This window comes from Streptomyces longisporus, from assembly GCF_039532765.1.
GTDB lineage: Bacteria > Actinomycetota > Actinomycetes > Streptomycetales > Streptomycetaceae > Streptomyces > Streptomyces longisporus.
In genome coordinates, this window is record NZ_BAAASG010000002.1 from 962,533 (window position 1) to 983,100 (window position 20,568).

The following is a 20,568-nucleotide window of genomic DNA, read 5'->3' on the forward strand; positions in this document are numbered from 1 at the left end:
CTCAGCGGCCCGCCACGGCCGCTGCGAAGGCGTCGGGGTTGTCGAACATGACGTTGTGGCCCGCACCGGCCACCGTCACCACCCGCACCCCCGCCGCCTCCAGGGAGTGCCTGCCCGCGAGTTCACCGCTCAGCTCGCCCTGCAGATAGACGCGCTCGATCGGCAGCTGTTCGAGGATGCTGCGCATGACGGGTTCGGAGCCGCGCCGCAGGCCGACGGCCGAGCGGTGCAGGGCCCGCGGATCTGCCAGCCGCATGGTCGCGGCCCACAGGGGGCCGACCTCTTCCAGCACGCGTGCGTGGGCGCCGCAGACGAACGCGTCCTCCTCGTGGGCGGCGATGCCGCTGCTGGCCGCGGCGGGTGGCGGAAAGGCGTCGAGGTTGGCCTCCGTGAGGACCAGCCGGGCGACCAGGTCGGGCCGCCGGTGGGCGAGCACGATGGCGACGGCACCGCCCATGCTGTGCGCCACCAGTTCGGCTTCGGTGAGGCCGCTCGCGTCCAGGACGGCCGCCAGGGCGTCGGCGTGCTCCTGGAGGGTGTAGCCGAAGTGTTCCGGGCGGTCGCTGATGCCGTGCCCGGGCAGATCGACGAACAGGCTGCGCCGGCCGGCGAGCTCGGGGCGGGCCGCGATGTGCGCGTGGTAGACGGCTGACATCGAACCCAGTCCGTGCACATACACGCGCGCGGGTTCCTCGCCGGGCGTCTCCGTCCAGCGGATGCAGCTTCCCTTGCCGTCGAACTCGGCCTGCTTCATCGCGTCCTCCCTCATGCGCCACGGTCACTCTCGACTCGCCAGGAAGATACCTCGTTACCGAGGTATAGCGAAGTCGATATATGAAACTGGCGATGTACAGCGCGCATGGGCGAGAATGCGGGAATGCTGGAGCTGGCCATCCTGGGATTCCTCTACGACGCCCCGCTGCACGGCTACGAGCTGCGCAAACGCATCGCCGCGCTGACGGGCCATGTGAAACCCGTCGCCGAGAGCACGCTGTACCCGGCGATCAAGCGCATGGAGAAGGCGGGTCTGCTGGCGCGCGCCACGCAACCCGGCGCCGTGGCCGCCCCGCGTCACGTCCTGACCCTCACCGAGGACGGCAGAGGAGAGTTGCGCCGGCGGCTCGCCGAACCCGACCGGCGCGACATCACCGACGAGAACCGGTGGTTCACCGTGCTCGCCTTCCTGCGCCACCTCGACGACCCGGTGGCGCAGGCGGCCGTGCTCCGGCGCAGGCTCGCCTTCCTGGAGGAACCGGCGAGCTTCTTCTACGAGGGTGACCGGCCGCTGCGCGCGGAGGAACTGGACGATCCCTTCCGCCGCGGGCTGCTGACCATCGCGCGGGCCACGTCCCGGGCCGAACTCACCTGGCTGCGCGAGACGATCGGGTCACTCGACGGCTGATCCGTTCGCACGCCGCACGGGACATCCTCGTAGACCGGGAACCGGACGGGTGCCCAGTTCGTTCAGCTCGTAGCCGTCCGGATAGCTCTTGACCTCCCAGTTCTGCCGCGCGTAGTGCGGCGCGCGCCGGGGCGGAAGGAGACGCACGACGCGTCCGCGCGCCCGTACCGCGCGGCGCACCAGTGCGCGGGCGGCAGCGCTCGGGGGCGGGTAGCGGAAGGCGCTCAGGAGGTGGTCGTCGAGCAGGGCGAGGGTCGAAGTGCGCAGAAGGGGGGCGAGCGGGCGCGGGTACCAGGAGGCCATCAGCGCGAGGGTGGCGTCGGAGACGCGGCGCGCGTCCTCGTTCCAGTCGAAGTGGGCCTCTTCGTAGGCGTCGAGGCAGGCCTCGAACTCCTCGTAGGACTCGGGAATGTCCCTGATGCCCATGTACCGGCCCAGGGTGCGGTAGTGGACAGCGGAGGCGACGGTCTCATGGCGCGACAGCCGGCGCCATCCGTACGCGTCGATCCAGCGCTTGGGCATCACGACGAAGGTGCACAGTACGTAGCGCATGTCGTCGTTGGCGATGTCGTAGCTGCGGTGCATCTGGTTGATCCGGCGGATCGCGGTGTCGGCCTGGGGGCTGCCGAAGCCGTGCTCCACGACGGCGTCGAGGAGGAGGGTGGTGTCGTCGTAGCGCTTCTGGGTCCGCCGGGTGAGTTCCGACGTCTCGGCGAGCAGCCGCCCGATGCTGGGTACGGCGTAGGTGCGGTACAGGGCCAGTTCGAGGGAACGGGTGAAGTCCCAGGGGAACTCGTAGGCCGCGCTGAGCCGGTAGATCTCGGAGGCGTCCTTGTGGGGGTCCATCCGCCGGATCTGTTCGAGCCGCTGGAAGCGCTTCACCGTCGCGTCCCCCTTCTGCCGCAGGAAGTCCAACTCTACGTTGAACAACAGGAGACGAACGATCGGCCAGGGCAACCACGCAGGGGGAAGGTGGTCAGCATGTTGGGCAGGGTGCGCAAGTCCTGTGCGAGATTCCTCAACGCCGTTCGCGCGGACATCGACAACGGCCGGGACAAACGTACACACAATCTTTTCGAAGCCGCGGCCGCCTATGTCTCGGCGTGCGCGGAGGACGACCAGGACCGGATCGAGGAGGCGGCGGGCTGGGTGTCCCCGGAGGCGCTGTCCTTCGGGGTCAACGAGCTGGCGTGCCGGGCCGTCATTGCGCTCGCGCGGGAGCGCGACGAGTCGCCGGGGACGGTGGCCCGCGCGCTTCTGGGCCTCCCGGCGGCCTGACGCAACGGGTCAGGTGCGGTCGATTCGCCCCGTCCAGCCGGAAAACTGCAGCTCCGGGTGCGCTTGTGAGTCGTGACAAGCTGCTTCCGCTCGCACTAGGGTGCGCGCGATCGGATGAATCGATGGGGAGGCTGGGATGGCCGGGACGGACGAGGACGCCGTCGCCGCCGCGGACGATGCGCTTTATGTGCTCACGGCGGTACTTCTGACGCCGGCGAAGTTCCCGAGCGTGCTGGGCGACGACTATCCGGAAGCCTGCGCGGCGCTGGGCCTCGCGCCGCTCGCCGACGGATACGGCCTGGTGCTCGGCCAGGACGGTGACGGCGCCCGGTGGACGGTCGTGGTCGACGACGTGTCGCTGGTCGCCGTCGCGATCGCGTCCTGGGACTGCGGGATGGAGTACGACCTGTCGCCGGACGAGCGCTCGGTCGTCGCCGCGCTGCCGGGCTGGCCCCTGGCGGTCGCGGTGGCGGCTCCCGGTGTGCCCGAGCCGCACGATCCCGACCCCGAGGTGGCGGACGGCCCGCCGTTGACGCCGCCGGACACCAGCAGGTGGGGGCCGGCTCAGCGGCGCCTGGGCGCCGACGAGATCGCGCTGCAGTGGGCGGTGTGGCGGGAGCAGATCGACGACTCCGCCTTCCCGACTACGGACGGGGCCTCCGAGGACGCGGAGAAGGAGGATGCTCCGGCCGCGGCGGGCGAGCAGGCGGACGGTCAGCCGGGGCACACCGGGGTCCGGCGGGTGCTCGCCGAGGCGCGCGCCTACGTGGACACTCCGCCGCCCCTCGGCCGCGTCCGGTCCTCCTTCGCCCCGGGTGACGCGCGGACCCTGCGTGCCGACGGTCCGGGCTGGTCGCTCGTCGCCCGAACCGACGACATCGCGTTCGTGCTGCTCGACGCGGAGCCCGGCGAGGTGCTGCCGGTCGGCCGCGGACCGGAGCTGCCGGGCCTGCTGGAGGCGCTCGACAAGATGGCCGTGCGGCCCATCTGAGTCAGCGCGGACCGGCGTCCCGCACGCTGTTCCAGTTGGGGCCGCGCGGGTCCTGCCGGGCGCGTTGGCGTGTGTGCCTCGTACGGCAGGGCAACCAAGGCCTTGGGGCGTGCGGACGAGTTCCGCAGCGTCGGCCGGACGAGACGCAGTCGGGGCAGACTCCGCGACGGCACGGGCGCGATCGTCGGCGCGCGCGGTGAAGCGGGCGCCGGGCCGCATTGCATCGATCTCCTTCCCTCGCACGGCACTTCACCCACGTCCCCTGTTCTGAGCCGCCATGTGTCGGGCGGGTTCCATGTGGTCCCAGCCCATGGATGCGGCGGAGGCCGGACCGCACGATGGCAGCCGTCGGCGCCCGCCTCCTGCGGGCGTCGTTCCCTGCCGTCCTGCCCCGGAGGTCTGTCATGCGTCCGTCCCGCGGTGTTCCGCTCGCGGCTGCCGCCCTGGCGGCAGCCGCCCTCACCTGGCCGGCTCACGCCCATGCCACGGCCGTGCGCGGGGATCACTGTGCCCACCAGGAGCGGGTGCATGTGCCGGGCGCCGCCTTCCAGCAGAGCACCTGTCTGCCCGACCTGACCACGACCGGGCTCGCCGGTACGCCGTACACCGACATGGCTGACCAGGCGGGGCTGACGGCGAGGGCGACTCGTACCCCGTCCGGGGTTCCCGGGGTGCAGATCGACGGCTATTTCCCGGACTCCTCGCACTTCAACACCACCCACGGCCGACGGCACGACGCGCAGTTCGTGATCCGCTTGCCCGACCGCTGGAACGGCGGCCTGGTGGTCACCGGCGCTCCCGGTACACGCAGGCAGTACGCGACGGACAAGGCGATCTCGGACCAGGTGATCGCCCAGGGGTACGCGTACGCGGCGACCGACAAGGGCAACAGCGGTGCCGACTTCTACCGCGACGGGTCCCGGCCCGGTGACGCGGTCGCCGAGTGGAATGCACGGACCACTCAGCTCACCCGGGCCGCCAAGCGGGCGGTGGCCCAGCGATACGGGCAAGCACCGCGCCGCACGTACATGACCGGCATCTCCAACGGCGGCTATCTCACCCGCTGGCAGTTGGAGAACCACCCGGAGCTGTACGACGGCGGCGTGGACTGGGAGGGCGCGCTGTGGACCGCGGACGGCCCCAGCCTGCTCACCTCGCTGCCGACGGCGGTGGCACGGATGCTGGGCTCGGCGCGGGACGAGGACCTGTACGCGGTGGGCTTCGCGCGTGGCTCGGAGTTTCTGTGGCCGTATCACGAGAAGGCGTACTGGGGCGTCACGCAGAAGATCTACCGCGCCGAGTTCGACCCGGCGTACGACCCCGGCTGCCCCGGCCCGTCCGCCGGCAGCACCGCTGAGCAGATCCTTTCGCCCTGCCCCGCCGACGCGGTGTACGACTATGCGTCGCGGCCCGCGTCCGTCCATCGAGCCGTGGCCCGCGTGGCGCTCACGGGGCGCATCGGCCGGCCTCTGATCACGCTGCACGGCGACCTGGACGCCCTGCTGCCCAAGGCCGCCGACTCGGACGTGTACGCGCGCATGGTGGCCGCACGCGGACGGGGCGCGCTGCACCGCTACTACACGATCCAGGGCGGCACGCACGTCGACGGGTTGTACGACACCTATCCGGACCGGCTGCGGCCGATCCTGCCCTGCTACCGCTCGGCGTTCGACGCGCTGGTCTCCTGGGTGGAGACGGGCGCACAGCCGCCCGCGGACCACACCGTCGCACGGCCCGCGGGCGGCGATGTGGTCGACTCCTGCGCGCTGGCCGACCGGGCCGATCCCGTGCGGTAATGCTTCAGCGGCCGAGCTCCTTGCGGGTGATGCGGCGCAGCCGGCGCCGCTGCGAGGGGTCCAGCGTGAGGTATGCGGCGGTCGGGATTCCGAGGACGATCAGGACCACCGCCCAGAAGGGCAGCCAGATCCACAGGAAGAGCCCGAGCGCCACACCTCCTATGGCGATCTTCGCGTTGTTCGACATGTACGTCGCCTCCTTCGCGGCCTGATGCCGCTCTCTGTCCTGAAAACGGGCCCGTGCCTCCCGCGGTTCCGGACCACGACCCTGAGACGTCCCCGAGGGCGACCCCGACTCGTCCCTGAGAACACTGTCCGTCATTCCGTCCTGAGAGGCTCCCCCACTGCATGGAGGTGACTCAGGGCCTGCCGGTAGGAGTCGACGAGTCCGGTCTCCGCATAGGGAACACCCAACTCCCGGCAGTGGGCGCGCACCAGGGGCTGGGTGAGCCGGAGATGAGGGCGGGGCATGCTGGGGAAGAGATGGTGCTCGATCTGGTAGTTGAGGCCGCCGAGGAACCAGTCGGTCAGGATGCCGCCGCGGATGTTGCGCGAGGTGAGCACCTGCCGGTGCAGATGTCCCCAGCGCTCGCCGTTCGGGTCGGGCATCTCCATGCCCTTGTGGTTGGGGGCGAAGGCCAGCCCCAGGTGCAGGCCGAACAGCGCCTGGTGCAGGGCGGCGAACGCGAGGGCCCTGCCCGGGGAGAGCGAGCTGAGCAGCAGGGTCGCGTAGGCCGCGAGGTGGGTCACCAGCAGCAGGCCCTCCACGGTGCGCTCCCGGGGCGTCTGCCGACGCAGGTCCTGGAAGCCGTGGATCTTCAGGGCGACGCCTTCCAGGAGGGTGAGCGGGAAGAAGAGCCAGGCCTGGTGGCGGGTCAGCCAGCGGCGGAAGCCCGAGCGCTCCTTGGCCTGTGCGCCGGTGAAGACGAGGACGTCGGCGACGACGTCCGGGTCCTTGTCGATGTGGTTGGGGTTGGCGTGGTGGCGGTTGTGCTTGTCGTTCCACCAGGCATAGCTCATGCCCAGGAGCAGGTTGCCGTGGATCAGGCCGATGACCCGGGCCGCCGACTTGTCGCCGGTTATCTGGGAGTGGCCCGCGTCGTGGCCGATGAAGGCCGTGCGGGCGCCGAAGACGGCGAGCAGCGGTGCCAGGAGCAGCGACCACCAGGAATCGCCGGTCAGGACGATGCCCGTGACGATGCCGGCGAGCGCGAGTGCGTTGGTGGCGATGGTGACCGTGTACCAGGTGCGACGCCGTTGCAGAAGTCCCTGGCCCCGGACCGTGCGCAGAAGGGGCGCGAACTCGCTTCCCGCGGGCGGTGCGTCGCGCGTTCCCCGAAGTGGTTCGGCGACGGCTGTGGTGGGCTCGGGCATGTCCGGTCTCCGGCTCTCTCGGGCAACGGGCTGACCTGAGGAAACGTACGGAGCGAGAACCTGTTGCGACCATGACGCCACCACCCGTGTACGGGCGGGGGTCAGCCGGTGGTGCACCAGGGGGCTGACGACACCCCGGAAGCCGGACGGCCGGGCGGCGGTCCGGCCGTGTCCCGCCGGCCCGCCGAATGCTGTACCCTCGGCGACTCCGACCCCAGTAGTCAAATTTGAGGAATGCGGCTTCGCTGTGCAGAGGATCCCCGCGGCACCACCGTCCGAGATCTCCGAACTGGCCCGCTGCTGCGCCGTTTTCATGCCCGGTGACCCGGCCCGCACCGGCCGGGTCGCCTTCTGGCGGCCCGACGGCAGCGCCCCTCCGCCTCACGCGGCCGGGTCCCTGCAGGATCTGGGTGTCGTCCTGCCGGGCGGCGACGGCGTCGAGCTGGTCCAGGTTCCCGCCGTCCTGCTGCCGGTGCGTGCGGCGCTTGCGGTCCTCACGCGCGCGCGTACCGATGCGCACGCACACCCCGGGGCCGTCTTCTGGGGCTCGGCAGCCGTGCTGGCCCTCCAACTCCTCGCCCGGGGGCTGCTGTTGCCCGGTCTGTCCCCCGGCGATCATGATGCCTGGCGCGTCGGCCCCCTGCCCCTGGACGACGTCGACCGCATCCGCGGGCTGGCCGCCGCGATGCCGCCCGAGGCACACGCCATCCCGGTGGACGGCACCGGGCCGCTGCGGCTGCCCGCCCCGGAGGGGCTGCTACGCGCCTTCCTGGACGCGGTGGCCGACACGCTCCCGCGCTCCCCGGCGGCCTTCCTGGTGACGGGCGGGCCCGCCTACGCGGCGCAGGCACCGCAGCACCTGCCCGGGCAGCGGGCGTGGGCCGCCGATGTCGCCGCGGGCCACGACGCGGGCGTACGGCTCTCGCTGCGGATCGAGGTGCCCGGCCTTGCCGAGCTGACGCAGGAGGATGCCGCGGGGCCGTTGCGGGCCGTACTGCAGGTGCACAGCGTCAGTGATCCGGCGCTGGTGGCGGACGCTTCCGAGGTGTGGGGCGCATCCGGAGACGGGGGCCGGGGTTTCGGTCCGCGCGCGCGGATGGACGCCCTGCTCGCACTGCGCCGGGCGGCTCGCTCCTGGCCGCCGCTGACGCCCCTGCTGTCGGCGAGCGTGCCGGACGCCGTCGAACTCGCCGACGAGGAGGTCACCGAACTGCTCGGACCCGGCGCCCGGGACCTCGCCGCCGCCGGAGTCGACGTGCACTGGCCGAAGGAACTGGCCCGGACCCTGACCGCGCGCGCGGTCATCGGCCCGCCGGACGAGGAGCCGGTGGCCGGCCGGCCCGCCTCGGACACGCCGTCGTTCCTGTCCGCCGACGCGCTGCTCGCCTTCAACTGGCGGTTCGCCCTGGGCGACGAGCAGCTCACGCGCGCGGAGCTGGACCGGCTCGCCGAGGCCGGCCGGCCCGTCGTGCGTCTGCGCGGCCAATGGGTCCTCATCGACCCCCAACAGGCGCGGCGCGCCCGCGCCCAGCAGGACCGCAAGATCACACCCATCGACGCGCTCGGAGCCGCGCTGACGGGCTCGACGGAGGTCGACGGCCACCGGGTCGACGTACAGCCCACGGGGTGGCTGGCAGCCCTGAGGGAGCGGCTGTCGGCCCCGGAGGCGCAGGAGCCGGTCGCGCAGCCCGCCGCCCTCGCGGCCACCCTGCGGGACTATCAGCGCCGGGGCCTGAGTTGGCTGGCCCGAATGACGTCCTTGGGTCTGGGCTGCTGTCTGGCCGACGACATGGGACTCGGCAAGACGATCACGCTGATCGCGCTGCATCTGCACCGGCAGAGCGAGGGGGCGACGGCCGGTCCCACCCTCGTGGTGTGTCCGACGTCGCTGATGGGCAACTGGCAGCGGGAGATCGAGAGGTTCGCGCCCGGCACGCCCGTGCGCCGCTTCCACGGGGCGCGGCGCAGCCTGGACGCGGTGGCGGACGGGGAATTCGTGCTCACCACGTACGGGACGATGCGCCTGGACGCGCGCCGGCTCGGCGGGATCCCATGGGGCATGGTCGTGGCGGACGAGGCGCAGCATGTGAAGAACCCGTACTCGGCGACCGCACGGGAGCTGCGTTCCATCGGTGCACGCGCACGCGTGGCGCTCACCGGGACCCCGGTGGAGAACAACCTCTCCGAGCTGTGGGCGATCCTCGACTGGACGACCCCCGGGCTGCTGGGCCGGCTCGGCACCTTCCGCACGCGGTACGCACAGGCCGTCGAGAGCGGCCGGGACCCGGCCGCCGCGGAGCGGCTCGCCCGTCTCGTACGGCCGTTCCTGCTGCGCCGCCGCAAGTCGGATCCTGGGATCGCGCCGGAACTGCCGCCGAAGACCGAGACCGATCGTGCGGTGTCCCTGACCATGGAACAGGCGGGTCTGTACGAGGCGTTGGTGCGCGAGACACTCGCGGAGATCTCCGCGGCCGGCAGCATGGAGCGGCGCGGATTGATCGTGAAGCTGCTGACGGGACTGAAGCAGATCTGCAACCACCCGGCGCAGTTCCTGAAGGAGGAACGGCCGCGGATCGACGGTCGTTCGGGGAAGCTGGAGCTGCTGGACGAACTGCTCGACACCATCCTCTCCGAGGGGGCAAGCGTTCTGGTCTTCACGCAGTACGTGCGCATGGCGCGCCTCATCGAACGGCACCTGACGGCCCGTGGCATCACCTCGCAGTTCCTGCACGGCGGGACGCCCGTCGCCGAACGCGAGACGATGGTGCGGCGCTTCCAGGACGGTGAAGTCCCCGTCTTCCTGCTGTCGTTGAAGGCCGCGGGCACCGGACTGAACCTGACGCGGGCCGAACACGTCGTGCACTACGACCGCTGGTGGAACCCCGCCGTCGAGGCGCAGGCCACCGACCGTGCGTACCGTATCGGCCAGACCCGGCCCGTGCAGGTCCACAAGCTGATCGCGGAGGGGACCGTCGAGGACCGCATCGCCGACATGCTCGGCCGCAAGCGGGAGCTGGCCGACGCGGTGCTGAGTTCCGGCGAGACAGCGCTCACGGAGCTGACGGACGCGGAGCTGGCCGATCTGGTGGAACTGCGAGGGGGCGCCCGATGAACCGGCACGACCAGGACGTGGAGCGTACGTTCGCCGCGCTGCCGCCCGCGCACGGGCGGGGGTTTGCGGACACTTGGTGGGGCCGGGCCTGGCTCAAAGCCCTGGAGGACACAGCGCTCGACTCCCAACAGCTCAAGGCGGGCCGCAGACTGGCGCGCGCGGGCTGTGTGGGCGCGGTGTCCGTACGCCCGGGACGTATCACGGCAGTGGTCCAGAGCCGCGGTGGCACCCCTCACCGGGCCGACGTCCTGCTGGAGGAGCTGGACGGTGAACAGTGGGACCGGTTCCTGGACATGACGGTCGAGCGGGCCGGACATGTCGCGGCGCTGCTGGACCGCGAGATGCCACCGCATCTGGTCGAGGACGCGGCGGCCGCGGGCGCCGAACTGCTGCCGGGCATGGGTGATCTGGAACCGGAGTGCGACTGCGGCGCCTGGGACCACTGCGGGCACACGGCGGCCCTGTGCTACCAGGTGGCACGGCTGCTGGACCAGGATCCCTTCGTGCTGCTGCTGATCCGCGGCAGGGGCGAACGGGCCCTGCTGGACGACCTCCAGATCCGCAGCACCACATCCACGGAGGAGGCGGCCGAGCCGGAGGGGGTGGACGCGGCCGAGGCGTACAGGACCGGCGGCATCCTGCCGCCCCTGCCCACCCCGCCGGAGCTGCCCACGGAACCCGGTACACCGCCGTCCCTGGACACCGAGGCCCCGCCCGGCCCGGGTGTGGACCCGGCCGCCCTGGAGTATCTGGCCGCGCGAACCGCCGCAGAGGCACACCGCCTGCTCACCGAGGCGCTCCGTCCCGGGACCGAACAGCACACCATGGAAGAGGAGTTGACGCTCGCGCAGGATGCGGTCCGTCTCGCCGCAGGAGCCGATGAGGCGGTTGCGGTGGACCGGCTGGCCGAGGCGTCTGGACGTGACCGGCAGGGGCTGGCGCGCGCCACGCGCGCGTGGCGCCTCGGAGGGGCGGCCGCGCTGTCCGTGCTGGAGGAGGAGTGGACCGCCTCGGGCGATGCTCTCGCACGCGCGCGTGCCGCCCTGGAGTCGGCCTGGGACGAGGACGAGCGACCGTCGCTGCGGGCGAGCGGCAACCGGTGGACGGTCGTCGGCGCACCGGCCCAACTGCGCCTGGGGCGGGACGGGCGTTGGTGGCCGTATCGCAAGGAGCGGGGCCGCTGGGTGCCCGCCGGAGCGGCCTGCCAGGATCCGGCGACTGCTCTGGCCTCGGCAGAGCCGGACCCCGGGGAGGAGCCCGCCTGACGGGCCCCGCAGTCGGCCGGGCGGCCGGGCCGAACCCTTGCCGACCGGTGGCCGGGCCCACGCCGCCCGGCCACCGGCTGTGATGCGCGCGCCTACAGGGCCATCTCGTATGCGCCGGACAGCGCCTCGACCCGCTGCCAGACCCGCTCCGTGCGTGCCTCGTCGACGGCGGGCCGCCGGATCGAACCGAGCGCCCACTCCTGCTGCTGTTCCGTCGCCGAGTCCTTGCCGTGCAGTTCGACGGCGTGCGCGGAGAAGTCCCGTACGAGGACCGCGAAGAGTTCGTCGAGCACGTCCTCGTCGAGACCGGTCAGGGCGGCCTGCTCCAGGACGAGCTGTCCGTGCACGACGAGGGCGAAGAGCTGACCGACCGCGAGGAGGAGGTCGAGGTCCCGGCTCTGCTCCGCGTCCGGCGCGGCCGTGGCGACGAACTCGCTCAGTGCGTCGGCCTGTTCGCGGAAGCGGGTCACGTTCGGCAGGTGTGCGTACGTGTCGAAGGCGGGCCGCCAGTCGTGGAAGCGCACCGAGCCGAGGCCGCGGGCCGGTCCCTGCCGGAACAGGAAGTCGTCGTCGGCCGCGTCGAGGCGGGTCGGCACGGCGGGGTGGTCGACCGGGTCGAGGAGGTGGTTGCGCAGGAACTTCAGGATCAGCGCCAGGTTGACATGGACCGTGCCCTCCAACTTCGGAAGGCCGCGGATCTCCACGGCCGCCTGGGCGAAGTAGTTGTCCTTCTCGAAGCCCTTGGCCGCGATGACGTCCCACATCAGGTCGATGACCTTCTCGCCCTCCATGGTCACCTTCATCTTCGTCATCGGGTTGAAGAGGAGGTAGCGGCGGTCGTCAGGGCCGGCGGAGCGGAAGTAGTCGACGGCGCGGTCGCTGAACAGCTTCATGCCGACGAGCCTGACGTACGCGTCGGTCAGCTCGCGCCGCACATGCGGGAAGGCGGTGACGGGGCGGCCGTAGAGGATGCGGTTGTGGGCGTGGGTGACGGCCTCGTACATCGCGTGCTCGCAGATGCCGATCGAGGCGGTGCACAGGTTGAACTTGCCGACGTTGACGGTGTTGAGCGCGGCGTCGAAGGCGGCGCGGCCGGTGTGCAGGACGTCCTCGGCCGCTACGGGGTATTCCTCCAGCCGGAACTCGCTGACGAACTTCGAGGAGTCGACGACGTTCTTGACCAGGTGATAGGCCGGGTGACGGCTGTCGGCGGCGAAGAACACATAGCCGTCGGGGCCCTCGACATCGGTACGGCGGCCGAAGACCGAGACGAGTCCGGCGGCGTTGCCGTTTCCGATGTAGTACTTGGAGCCGGTGGCGCGGAAGCCGCCGTTGCCGTCGGGCTCGAGCAGCATGTCGGTGGAGTAGATGTCGGCGCCATGGGCCTTCTCGGACAGGCCGAAGGCGAACACCTCTCCCTGGGCGAGGAGTTCGGCGGCGCGGGCGCGGGCGGCGGCGTTGTCGCTCTGCCAGACCGGGCCGAGGCCGAGGATCGTGACCTGCCAGGCGTACCAGTAGTCCAGGCCGTAGAAGCCGAGGATCTCGTTGAGCGCGGCGATCCGGCCGGTGTCCCACCGCTTGTCGGATTCCCCCTCCCCCGCGGCGGACGACGGCGTCAGGAAGGTGGCGAACAGGTTCTCCTTCGCTGCGAAGGCGAGGAAATCGCCGAGCCAGGCGCGGGTCCGGTAGTCCTCGATCAGCCGCCTCTTCCCGCGCTCCTCGAACCAGTCGACGGTGGCACGCAGCAAGCGCCGTGTCTCGGGGTCGAAGTGCGCGGGGTCGTAGGTGCGCGGGTTGAACAGCAGCTGGTCGGCCATGGGATGACGCCTTTCGGCTGGTGGACGGGCGGGAAACGGTAGGTCGGACGGGGACGGACCGGATCGGATCGGAAGGTCGCGAAGAGCGGGGGATCAGGGAGGATTGGCCGGGGAACGGCGACGGTCAGCGGGCGGGACCGAACCGTGCCAGCGTGGCGAGCACGTCGTCCAGCCAGCCGATCATCATCCGCTCGTACGCGATGCCACCGCGCAGGACCACGTGCTGGAGCTCCCGCTCCGCGTCGAGCGGCCCATCAGGACCGGCCGTGCTTGCTTCGGGCGTGAAGTCGCGCGCCTCTCCTGCGAGATAGTGCGCCAGCCGGTCCCGGTGCGCCTGACGGTGTCGCTCCACCTCGCGGATCAGGGATGTCGGGTCGTCGAAGGCGGCACCGCGGATCTTCACGGCCAGGTCGTGACGGACACTCTCCGGTTCGATCGGATCCTGCAGCCAGGAGGACAGCGCGGCCCGGCCGAGGTCGGCGACGGAGTACTCCTTCTTGTCCGGCCGACCCTGCTGCGGGACGTCCCGGACGTCGATCCAGCCGTCGTTCTCCATGCGCTTGAGCACGCGATAGATCTGTTGGTGGGTCGCGGTCCAGAAGTAGCCGATGGACCGCTCGAAGCGCCGGGCCAGCTCGTAGCCGGATCCTGGCTTCTCCAGAAGCGACACCAAGATCGCGTGTTCGAGCGCCATGCCAACGATCCTGCTATGCAACTCGTTGCATAGCAACCTCGCTCGCTCCGATGCGACGCGGCTCACGCCGACAACATGCCCAAGGACACACACCTCAGGAACAGATGCCTCAGGAACAGACGTATGTGAAGCTCGCCTTCGCCTCCATCGGGGCCGGCTGGTGCGTGATCCGCAGGCGGGCGGTCCCCCGGAAGCGGCCCGAACCGCGAACCGTCCAGCGCAGGTGCACCTTGACCCGGCGCTCGCCGCGAGCGGCGGTACGGACCAGTTCGCCCGAGTCCTGGCCGTCCGCGCGCAGCCACCGGTAGGTGACGGGGCCGCCGTGCCCGTCGGTGGTGACGACACCGACAAGGTCGGCCGTCTGACCGCAGTGCAACGGCCGGGCGGGGGCTTCGACTCCGACGGAGAGGACTTCGGGAGCAGGGGCCGGGCGCAGCAGCAGCCAGAGCAGTACGGCGGCGATCGCGACGACGGCGGTGGTGACGATCCAGCTCCGCCGTCCGCGCCGCGAGCGGGGGGAGGCAGGAATCGCTGTCTCGGTCCGCCATCGGGCACGCAGGACGTCCTGCTCCTCCACCGGGACCCCGGGCCCGAACCGGAGCAGGATCCCGCTGGAGTCCTCCCCTGCCTCGATCGGAGGCAGGACGACACGGTTGCGCTTGCCGAGGACGGTTGCCCGGGTGTCCGCGGCATGGGAACGGTGAGCGCGGCCGAGCGTGGTGGGCTGGTCGGTGGCGGCGGCGTGGTCCGCCGCGGCGGGCTGACCGACGGTGATGGCGGGGAGGGACGAGCGGTCGGGTGCGGGAGCGGTGTTTTCGGGGGCGATGGGGCGTGGGTCGGAACTGGTTGCGTTCGGCGCCGGGTGCGGGTCCGTATGTGGGGCAGGGCGAACGGCAGCCTCCGTGACGAACGGTGCCTGTGCTTTACGTGGTGCGTACTCCGGGGTGGACGCGGCCACCACCGCCCGGAGCGCCGTACGGCGAAGGAAGTCCGCCGGGAGCGCCGCGCGTCCGGCGACCAGTGCGTCCCTGGCCGCCGCCAGCCCCTGCGACTCGGCGGTGGCGGCACAGTGGGCGAACAGGTCGGCCGCGGCGGTCTTGGGCTGCGTCCAGGCGTCGCCGAGGGTGCGGGCCAAAGCGGCCCAGGCAGCGGTGGCGGCCGCTGCCTGGGCGTCGGCGTGCGGCGCGTCGAGCGACGCCGGTACGGCGGCCGCGTCGCCCAGCACCGCGCCCAGCTCCGCCTCGGCCAGCAGCGCGACACCGTCCGGAGCGATCACGACGGTGTCGGCGCCCAGTGGGCCGTGGGGCAGGCCTGCCGCGCGCAGGGCGAGAAGGGTCTGCGCGGTCTCGTTGAGGATGCTGGCCGCGCTGCCCGCGTCCGGCCGAGGACCGCCCGCGGACGACAGGACGTCGGCCAGGGCGGGAGCCGGCGGCCGGGCCGTGAGCAGCCACACCTCACTGGCCTCGGCCACGAGATCGACCGTGCCGAGCAGCCCGGGCAGCCTGAGCTTCGCGGTGGCGAGGACCGTGGCCGCCAGGCGCTCGCGCGTGCCCTCGGGCGCCAGCAGGGCGCGGTCGATGCGCAGTGCGCCGAGGGTGCGCTCGCCGGACCGGGCGGGGAGCAGGGCGTACCAGGTGCCATGGCGGGCGTCCCGTGACCAGCCGGACAGGGGCCGTCCGGCCACTGTGGTGGCTGTCGTCATGTCGATCCGTTCTCGTCGCGACGGGGAGTGGGTCTGAGGTCTCTTGGGTCTCTCGGGGGCCTGGTCAGCACGGAGGTGCGTCGAGGGAGGCCGTCTGGGAACCGTTCGCTGCCGCCGGGTCGCTGCTGAGCGAGACCTCCCAGGTCCCCCGGCACGGGTGGTTGGAGAAATCCGCCTCGAAGGTCAGGTCGTAGTGCGTGCTTCCGGACAGGGTCCGGGACTGGGAGCCGTAGGGGTCGGCGGGTGTGTCCACGTAGTAGTTCGCGGTGACGGTCAGCGGGCCGGTGCCCGTCGTCGCGACCGTCACCGCCGCGATGAGCGTGCCGGGTTTCTGTCCACGCTGCCAGGAGCCGATGGCGAGGGTGACCGTGCCGGGGGTGGCCGGGCCGGGGGACTCGGTGGTCGGTGTCCCGGCCGGTGCGGTCGTCTCCGTGGACGGCGTGGACGAGGTAGAGGTAGACGGGCTGTCCGAGGGGGTGGTGGTGGGCGAGGTGTCGGCCGTGGGCGGGGCGCTGCTCGCCGAAGTGGAAGGGGAGGGCGAAATGCCGGGCGCCGTGGGCGAGTTGACCGGAGCGGGGGTCGAACTCGCCACCGTCGTCGACGTCTCGTGCGGGCGGCCCGTCGCGTACGTCGCTCCGCCCGCGACGATCACCAGCGCGGCCGCCCCGCCGGTCACCACCTTCCATCCCCCGCGCCTCAGCCGGTCCAGCAGGGTCAGCGCACTCGCCGAGCCTTCGAGCGTCGCGGTCGTGGTGAACGGGAGCAACAGAGCGAGCAGCGCGGCGAGTTCGGCCAGTCGGCGGCGACCGCGCTCCTCCCAGTCGGCGCCGTAGCCCTCCGCGGCGGACCGTTCCAGGTCGGCTAGGAACCTCTCGACGCCGGGCCGGTCCGCCGGGTCCTTCGCCAGGCCCGCGCGCAGCAGCGCACGCACCGGCGCGGGTACGTCGTCCAGCGGGGCCGGTGCGCGCAGGTGCTGCAGGCGCAGAGCCGTCACGTCGTCGCCGGGGAACGGCCGCCGACCGGTCAGGCACTCGAAGAACACCACGGACGCGGCGTAGACGTCGGTCGCCGGGCCGGCCGGCTCGCCGTTCCACTGCTCCGGCGCCATATAGGCGGGCGTGCCCTCGACGTCGGTCTCCCGGCCGCTGCGCACCGCGATGCCGAAGTCGGCGAGCGCGCTGGTGCCGTCGGCGCGGACCAGGACGTTCTCCGGTTTGTAGTCGCGGTGCACGACCCCGGCCGTGTGCGCAGCGCCCAGCCCCAGCAGGGAGCCCTTGAGCAGGACGAGCGCGGCCTCGGGGCCGGTCGCCCCCTGCCGGCCCAGCAGCCGACGAAGGCTGACGCCGTCCACCGCCTCCATCACGATCGCGGCCCCGGCGCTTGCCTCGACGTACTCGTACAGCCCCACCACACACGGATGCCGGAGCTCGCCGAGCAGTCGGGCCTCGGCGCGGAAACGGGCCAGGAACTCCCGGTCCGCGCGCAGGCGTTCACTCAGGTACTTGATGGCGACGGGGACGCCGGTCGCGGTGTGCCGGGCGAGGACGACCCGGCCGCCGGCTCCCTCTCCGAGCGTCCGGACGGCAGCGTATCCGGGTACGGCCCAGCCGCCCTCGGTGTGCGTGTCCTGGGTCATGCGGTCCTCTCCGCCGGCGCGGGGAACCCGGCCTGCTGCGGTACCTGCTTCGCGTCCCGCCGGCGCCGTACCCGGCGCAGCAGCCAGCGCGCGGGCGCGGACCACACCGGGAAGGCGACCAGGGCGACCACGGCCGCCTCGATCACCGTGGTCCACGGCTCGGGCAGGCGGCCGTCCAGCAGGTCACCGATGCGGGAGCGCCAGGCCAGCAGGGCGAGGCCGAGGAAACCATAGGTGCCCACGACGACCGCGAGGCCGTAGGCGGCCAGGCCTGCCTGACGGGGGCCGGGCCGGTTGCCCGCGCGCAGGTCCCGCCACAGGCCCGTACGGAAGTAGGCGCTCGCCTCCTCGCGCAGCCGGGGCACCCGCAGGGCGTCGGTCAGCGCCTGGTAACCGTCCAGCGGCATCAGCGGGTTGAAGTTGTAGAGGGTGTTCAGGTAGAGGCCGAAGGCCAGGTGGTAGAGGACGGCCGAGGCCGGTCCCGCGGGCAGCAGGGCCGCGCCCGTGGCACACCAGCCGGCCAGCGCCGCCGTGGACAGCGGCCCTGAAAGGGCCACCACGACCCGTGACCAGCGGGAGCCGAACCACATGTCGCTGGTGTCGACGAACGCGAACGGCATCCCCATCATCAGCAGGAACCCGCCGCGCCTGACCTTGCGACCGTACGACTTCACGGCCAGCGCGTGCGTGAGCTCGTGAACGAGCAGCGCGCTCACGTATCCGGCGGCCAGCAGGACCGGGCCCCACACGCCCGCCCCGCCGAAGTCCAGCAGATGGTGCCGGCCCTGCGCGACGACGAACGCGACGAGACCGCCGGCCACCGACAGCCAGGCGAGCAACACCCCGGTCCGGGTGAACAGCCGCCAGCCGAAAGCCTGGTAGAGCCGGGTCACCAGCCGGTCGAGGCCGGGGACGGACACCTCCAGCTTCAACAGCGCCCGGTACACGGCACGCGCCGCCCGCCGCCAGCCCTTCGGCCGCTCCTCCTCCGGCCGTCCCGGCAGGCCACGCAGCAGCCCGGCGTCCGCGAATGCGGCCAGCGCGGACTCGATGCGGGGCAGGGCGAGTTCGCCGTAGCGGTCGGCGTAGGCGAACAGCAGATCCCGTACGGTGTTCTCGCCGTCGACGGCGTGCCACAGGAAGACCTGGCGCTCGTCCAGTTCCAGATAGCGGCCGGTGCGGGTGCTGTTGAGCACCCAGCGGGGCGCGCCGCGTTCGGTGGGTATCTGCTTGAGGGCCCAGCCGGAGCGGCGGCGGGGGCGCGCGGTGAGCGGACCGTTCGCCTCGGGGGCCTCATCCCGCCCGGCCGGTCCCTCGGTGGGCAGCTGGGTCAGCTGGGTGCCGACGACCATCGTGCGCGAGCCGATCCGGGTGTGGCGAGGCTGCTCGAACACCAGGCGTACGTCGCCCACGGACAACTCGGTGCCGTCGGCGAGGCCGGCCGTGCCACCGTGCAGGTCGGCGCCGCCGACGGCGGTGCCGTTGAAGGAGTCCAGGTCCTCGATCCGGAAGCCCTCAGCCGTGCGGACGATGCGGGCGTGGCGGCGCGAGACGCTGGTGTCGGACAGGACCACGTCGTTGTCCTCGTCCCGGCCCAGCGTGGTGACCGGGCCGGTCAGCGCGACGAGCAGCGTGGGGTCGTCGAGGCCGCGCAGCTGGGGTGCGGCGAACGAGGTCGGTGCGGCACCCCGGCGCGGGGTGCCGCAGTGCAGGCAGTACGGGAAGTCGCGCCGCACGTGGACGCGGCAGACACGGCAGAGCATGGGTCTGGCTCAGCCTCCGCCGGAACCGCTGAGGAAGGCACCGCCGTTGAAGCCTGCGTCGCCTTCCGCGGCGGGGCCGGAGTCCGGCAGGTGCGTGGCGGCGTTTCCGAGGCCGGAGGCCGGCAGGCCGCCCTGGACGATGATGTGATCACCGCTGCCGTCCTCGCCCGAGGCGGGCAGGCCACCCTGGACGATGATGCGGTTGCCACCGCCGGGTTCACCGACACCGCCGGGACGCCGACCGACGTTCTCCTGGCTGCCTCCGCCGCTTCCGTCGCCCCCACCGTCACCACCGCCGTGGCCACCACCACTGGGACGATTGGTGTTCTCCGGATCACCGCCACCCTCACCACCACCGCCGTGGCCACCACCACTGGGACGATTGGCGGTCTCCGGATCACCGCCACCCTCACCACCACCGCCACCCTCACCACCACCGCCGTGGCCACCACCACTGGGACGATTGGCGGTCTCCGGATCACCACCGCCCTCACCACCACCGCCACCCTCACCACCACCGCCGTGGCCACCACCACCGCCGGGACGATTGGTGTTCTCCGGGTCACCGCCACCCTCACCACCACCGCCACCCTCACCACCACCGCCGTGGCCACCACCACTGGGACGATTGGCGGTCTCCGGATCACCACCGCCCTCACCACCACCGCCACCCTCACCACCACCGCCGTGGCCACCGCCACCGCTGGGACGATTGGTGTTCTCCGGGTCACCACCGCCCTCACCGCCACCCTCGCCGCCGCCACCCTCGCCGCCGCTGCCTTCGCCGCCGTCACGGTCGTAGATGCCACCGTGGCCGAAGTGACCGGCGTCTCCGCCGCCTTCCCCGCCGGCACCGCCGAAGCCGCCGAGGTCGCCATGGCCGCCGAGGTCGCCGAACCCGCCGGAACCGGCACCTCCGTCACCAAAGCCGCCGTCACCGAGGCCGCCCTCGGCGCCGCCGCCGGCATGCTCGCCGAACCCTCCGAAGTCGCCGAAGTTGCCGATCTGGTCCAGCCCGCCGGCTGCTTCGGCCGGGGACCGGTCCAGCAGGGGGCCACCGAGCAGGCTGTGGATCCCGGTGGCGGCTGAGTCCAGGCCGACGGCGTCCTCCTGGCCCTCGGCGGGGCTTGACAGGTCGTAGGCGTGCTCGGTTGAGGCCGGGGCGCCGGCTTGGTGGTAGCCGGAGACCTGCTCCGCCGGGACGGCGTGGGTCGAGGAGGCCTCGTGCGTCACCGCGGCCTGGTGGTCGACCGGGACCGCGTGGTCAGCCGTGATGTCGTGATGCGCCAGCGCGTGCGCCGCACTTCCGAAGAACAGGGACGACTTGGACAGCCGTGGGTCCAGAGCTGCCGGCCCCCCGTCGGTGCCGGACTCGACGCGGAGGGAGCGGAGTTCGGCGACCTGGGCGGGCGACAGACCGAGTCTTCGCGCCACCTCACCGGTGTCGCCGTCGAGTTCGGCGCGGAACGCCGGGTCGACGGCCAGACGGGTAAGGGCAGCACGATATGCGTCGTTGGACATGGTTCGGTCTCCGTCGGTCTGCGGGCATTGATGCCGATGGCGACGGAGCCGAGGATCCCCCCTGGTCGGCGGCAACTGCCATTTCCGGCCATCCCCGCCGATACCTGCAGGAGACGTTATAGAGCCTTGGCATGGACGGCGCAAGTGCAGCGACCAGGGCAATTGAGGAGGCCGAGCAGCCCAACCGCGTCGGTCGTCCACCCATCAGATATGGCCA

The 20,568-nt window shown here is 72.0% G+C and carries 16 protein-coding genes; 7 read left to right on the top strand and 9 right to left on the bottom strand.

All coding sequences use genetic code 11. From position 1 onward, the window contains the following. Window position 1: 1 nt before the first annotated feature. Window positions 2-754, bottom strand: a complete 753-nt coding sequence (locus ABD355_RS05850; RefSeq protein WP_344398972.1) for an alpha/beta fold hydrolase — start codon at window positions 752-754, stop codon at window positions 2-4. A 123-nt stretch (window positions 755-877) separates the two neighbouring features. Between ABD355_RS05850 and ABD355_RS05855 the strand changes: the two genes are divergently transcribed. Next, on the top strand, window positions 878-1,402 hold the full coding sequence (locus ABD355_RS05855; RefSeq protein ID WP_344399050.1) for a PadR family transcriptional regulator: 525 nt from the start codon (window positions 878-880) through the stop codon (window positions 1,400-1,402). Here the strand turns inward: ABD355_RS05855 and ABD355_RS05860 are convergent. Then, window positions 1,388-2,284 (bottom strand): oxygenase MpaB family protein, encoded by an 897-nt coding sequence (locus ABD355_RS05860; protein ID WP_344399051.1) that lies wholly within the window; start codon window positions 2,282-2,284, stop codon window positions 1,388-1,390. The genes ABD355_RS05855 and ABD355_RS05860 overlap by 15 nt on opposite strands. Before the next feature lie 99 nt (window positions 2,285-2,383). On the opposite strand from ABD355_RS05860, the gene ABD355_RS05865 reads away from it, so the two are divergent. The 3 genes from ABD355_RS05865 (at window position 2,384) to ABD355_RS05875 (ending at window position 5,467) form a co-directional block, all read left to right on the top strand. Beyond that, the gene (locus tag ABD355_RS05865; protein WP_266952036.1) at window positions 2,384-2,680 is read left to right on the top strand and encodes a hypothetical protein; all 297 of its coding nucleotides are present in this window, start codon (window positions 2,384-2,386) and stop codon (window positions 2,678-2,680) included. Between the two features lie 136 nt (window positions 2,681-2,816). Further along, complete coding sequence (locus ABD355_RS05870) at window positions 2,817-3,671, top strand: hypothetical protein (RefSeq protein WP_344398973.1); 855 nt, start codon at window positions 2,817-2,819, stop codon at window positions 3,669-3,671. 404 nt (window positions 3,672-4,075) lie between these two features. Next, window positions 4,076-5,467 carry a tannase/feruloyl esterase family alpha/beta hydrolase gene (locus ABD355_RS05875; RefSeq protein ID WP_344398974.1) on the top strand — a complete coding sequence of 464 codons (1,392 nt, stop codon included), beginning with the start codon at window positions 4,076-4,078 and terminating at the stop codon, window positions 5,465-5,467. A gap of 4 nt (window positions 5,468-5,471) precedes the next feature. On the opposite strand, the gene ABD355_RS05880 is transcribed toward ABD355_RS05875, so the two are convergent. Continuing rightward, entirely contained in the window at window positions 5,472-5,654 is a 183-nt protein-coding gene (locus ABD355_RS05880; protein WP_030931554.1) for a hypothetical protein, read from the bottom strand. Window positions 5,655-5,785: 131 nt separating this feature from the next. Beyond that, window positions 5,786-6,841: a fatty acid desaturase family protein gene (locus ABD355_RS05885; RefSeq protein ID WP_344398975.1), complete on the bottom strand. Its 1,056-nt coding sequence runs from the start codon at window positions 6,839-6,841 to the stop codon at window positions 5,786-5,788. 247 nt (window positions 6,842-7,088) lie between these two features. Here ABD355_RS05885 and ABD355_RS05890 point away from each other — a divergent pair, with 247 nt between their 5' ends. Beyond that, window positions 7,089-9,953 carry a DEAD/DEAH box helicase gene (locus tag ABD355_RS05890; protein ID WP_344398976.1) on the top strand — a complete coding sequence of 955 codons (2,865 nt, stop codon included), beginning with the start codon at window positions 7,089-7,091 and terminating at the stop codon, window positions 9,951-9,953. Continuing rightward, window positions 9,950-11,218 carry an SWIM zinc finger family protein gene (locus ABD355_RS05895; protein ID WP_344398977.1) on the top strand — a complete coding sequence of 423 codons (1,269 nt, stop codon included), beginning with the start codon at window positions 9,950-9,952 and terminating at the stop codon, window positions 11,216-11,218. Before ABD355_RS05890 ends, ABD355_RS05895 begins: the two co-directional genes overlap by 4 nt. Before the next feature lie 92 nt (window positions 11,219-11,310). Here ABD355_RS05895 and ABD355_RS05900 read toward each other — a convergent pair whose 3' ends face one another. The 5 genes from ABD355_RS05900 to ABD355_RS05920 all read right to left on the bottom strand — a co-directional run bounded on the left by ABD355_RS05900 (window position 11,311) and on the right by ABD355_RS05920 (window position 18,830). After that, on the bottom strand, window positions 11,311-13,035 hold the full coding sequence (locus ABD355_RS05900; protein ID WP_344398978.1) for an acyl-CoA dehydrogenase family protein: 1,725 nt from the start codon (window positions 13,033-13,035) through the stop codon (window positions 11,311-11,313). Window positions 13,036-13,159: 124 nt separating this feature from the next. Beyond that, window positions 13,160-13,729, bottom strand: coding sequence for a PadR family transcriptional regulator (locus tag ABD355_RS05905; RefSeq protein ID WP_344398979.1), 570 nt, complete (start codon window positions 13,727-13,729; stop codon window positions 13,160-13,162). A 109-nt stretch (window positions 13,730-13,838) separates the two neighbouring features. Further along, a complete protein-coding gene (locus ABD355_RS05910; protein ID WP_344398980.1) occupies window positions 13,839-15,431 on the bottom strand; it encodes a hypothetical protein in 1,593 nt (530 codons plus the stop codon). A 64-nt stretch (window positions 15,432-15,495) separates the two neighbouring features. Next, the gene (locus ABD355_RS05915) at window positions 15,496-17,067 is read right to left on the bottom strand and encodes a serine/threonine-protein kinase (RefSeq protein WP_344398981.1); all 1,572 of its coding nucleotides are present in this window, start codon (window positions 17,065-17,067) and stop codon (window positions 15,496-15,498) included. Then, the gene (locus tag ABD355_RS05920) at window positions 17,064-18,830 is read right to left on the bottom strand and encodes an FHA domain-containing protein (RefSeq protein ID WP_344398982.1); all 1,767 of its coding nucleotides are present in this window, start codon (window positions 18,828-18,830) and stop codon (window positions 17,064-17,066) included. Before ABD355_RS05920 ends, ABD355_RS05915 begins: the two co-directional genes overlap by 4 nt. 90 nt (window positions 18,831-18,920) lie before the next feature. On the opposite strand from ABD355_RS05920, the gene ABD355_RS05925 reads away from it, so the two are divergent. Continuing rightward, window positions 18,921-19,919, top strand: coding sequence for a hypothetical protein (locus tag ABD355_RS05925; RefSeq protein ID WP_344398983.1), 999 nt, complete (start codon window positions 18,921-18,923; stop codon window positions 19,917-19,919). Window positions 19,920-20,568 lie beyond the last annotated feature (649 nt).

Bases quoted from the DNA above. Each gene is read 5' to 3' on its own strand.
- ABD355_RS05850 (WP_344398972.1), bottom strand. From the start codon at position 754: ATGAAGCAGGCCGAGTTCGACGGCAAGGGAAGCTGCATCCGCTGGACG.
- ABD355_RS05855 (WP_344399050.1), top strand. From the start codon at position 878: ATGCTGGAGCTGGCCATCCTGGGATTCCTCTACGACGCCCCGCTGCAC.
- ABD355_RS05865 (WP_266952036.1), top strand. From the start codon at position 2,384: ATGTTGGGCAGGGTGCGCAAGTCCTGTGCGAGATTCCTCAACGCCGTT.
- ABD355_RS05870 (WP_344398973.1), top strand. From the start codon at position 2,817: ATGGCCGGGACGGACGAGGACGCCGTCGCCGCCGCGGACGATGCGCTT.
- ABD355_RS05875 (WP_344398974.1), top strand. From the start codon at position 4,076: ATGCGTCCGTCCCGCGGTGTTCCGCTCGCGGCTGCCGCCCTGGCGGCA.
- ABD355_RS05880 (WP_030931554.1), bottom strand. From the start codon at position 5,654: ATGTCGAACAACGCGAAGATCGCCATAGGAGGTGTGGCGCTCGGGCTC.
- ABD355_RS05885 (WP_344398975.1), bottom strand. From the start codon at position 6,841: ATGCCCGAGCCCACCACAGCCGTCGCCGAACCACTTCGGGGAACGCGC.
- ABD355_RS05895 (WP_344398977.1), top strand. From the start codon at position 9,950: ATGAACCGGCACGACCAGGACGTGGAGCGTACGTTCGCCGCGCTGCCG.
- ABD355_RS05900 (WP_344398978.1), bottom strand. From the start codon at position 13,035: ATGGCCGACCAGCTGCTGTTCAACCCGCGCACCTACGACCCCGCGCAC.
- ABD355_RS05905 (WP_344398979.1), bottom strand. From the start codon at position 13,729: ATGGCGCTCGAACACGCGATCTTGGTGTCGCTTCTGGAGAAGCCAGGA.
- ABD355_RS05910 (WP_344398980.1), bottom strand. From the start codon at position 15,431: ATGACGACAGCCACCACAGTGGCCGGACGGCCCCTGTCCGGCTGGTCA.
- ABD355_RS05915 (WP_344398981.1), bottom strand. From the start codon at position 17,067: ATGACCCAGGACACGCACACCGAGGGCGGCTGGGCCGTACCCGGATAC.
- ABD355_RS05920 (WP_344398982.1), bottom strand. From the start codon at position 18,830: ATGCTCTGCCGTGTCTGCCGCGTCCACGTGCGGCGCGACTTCCCGTAC.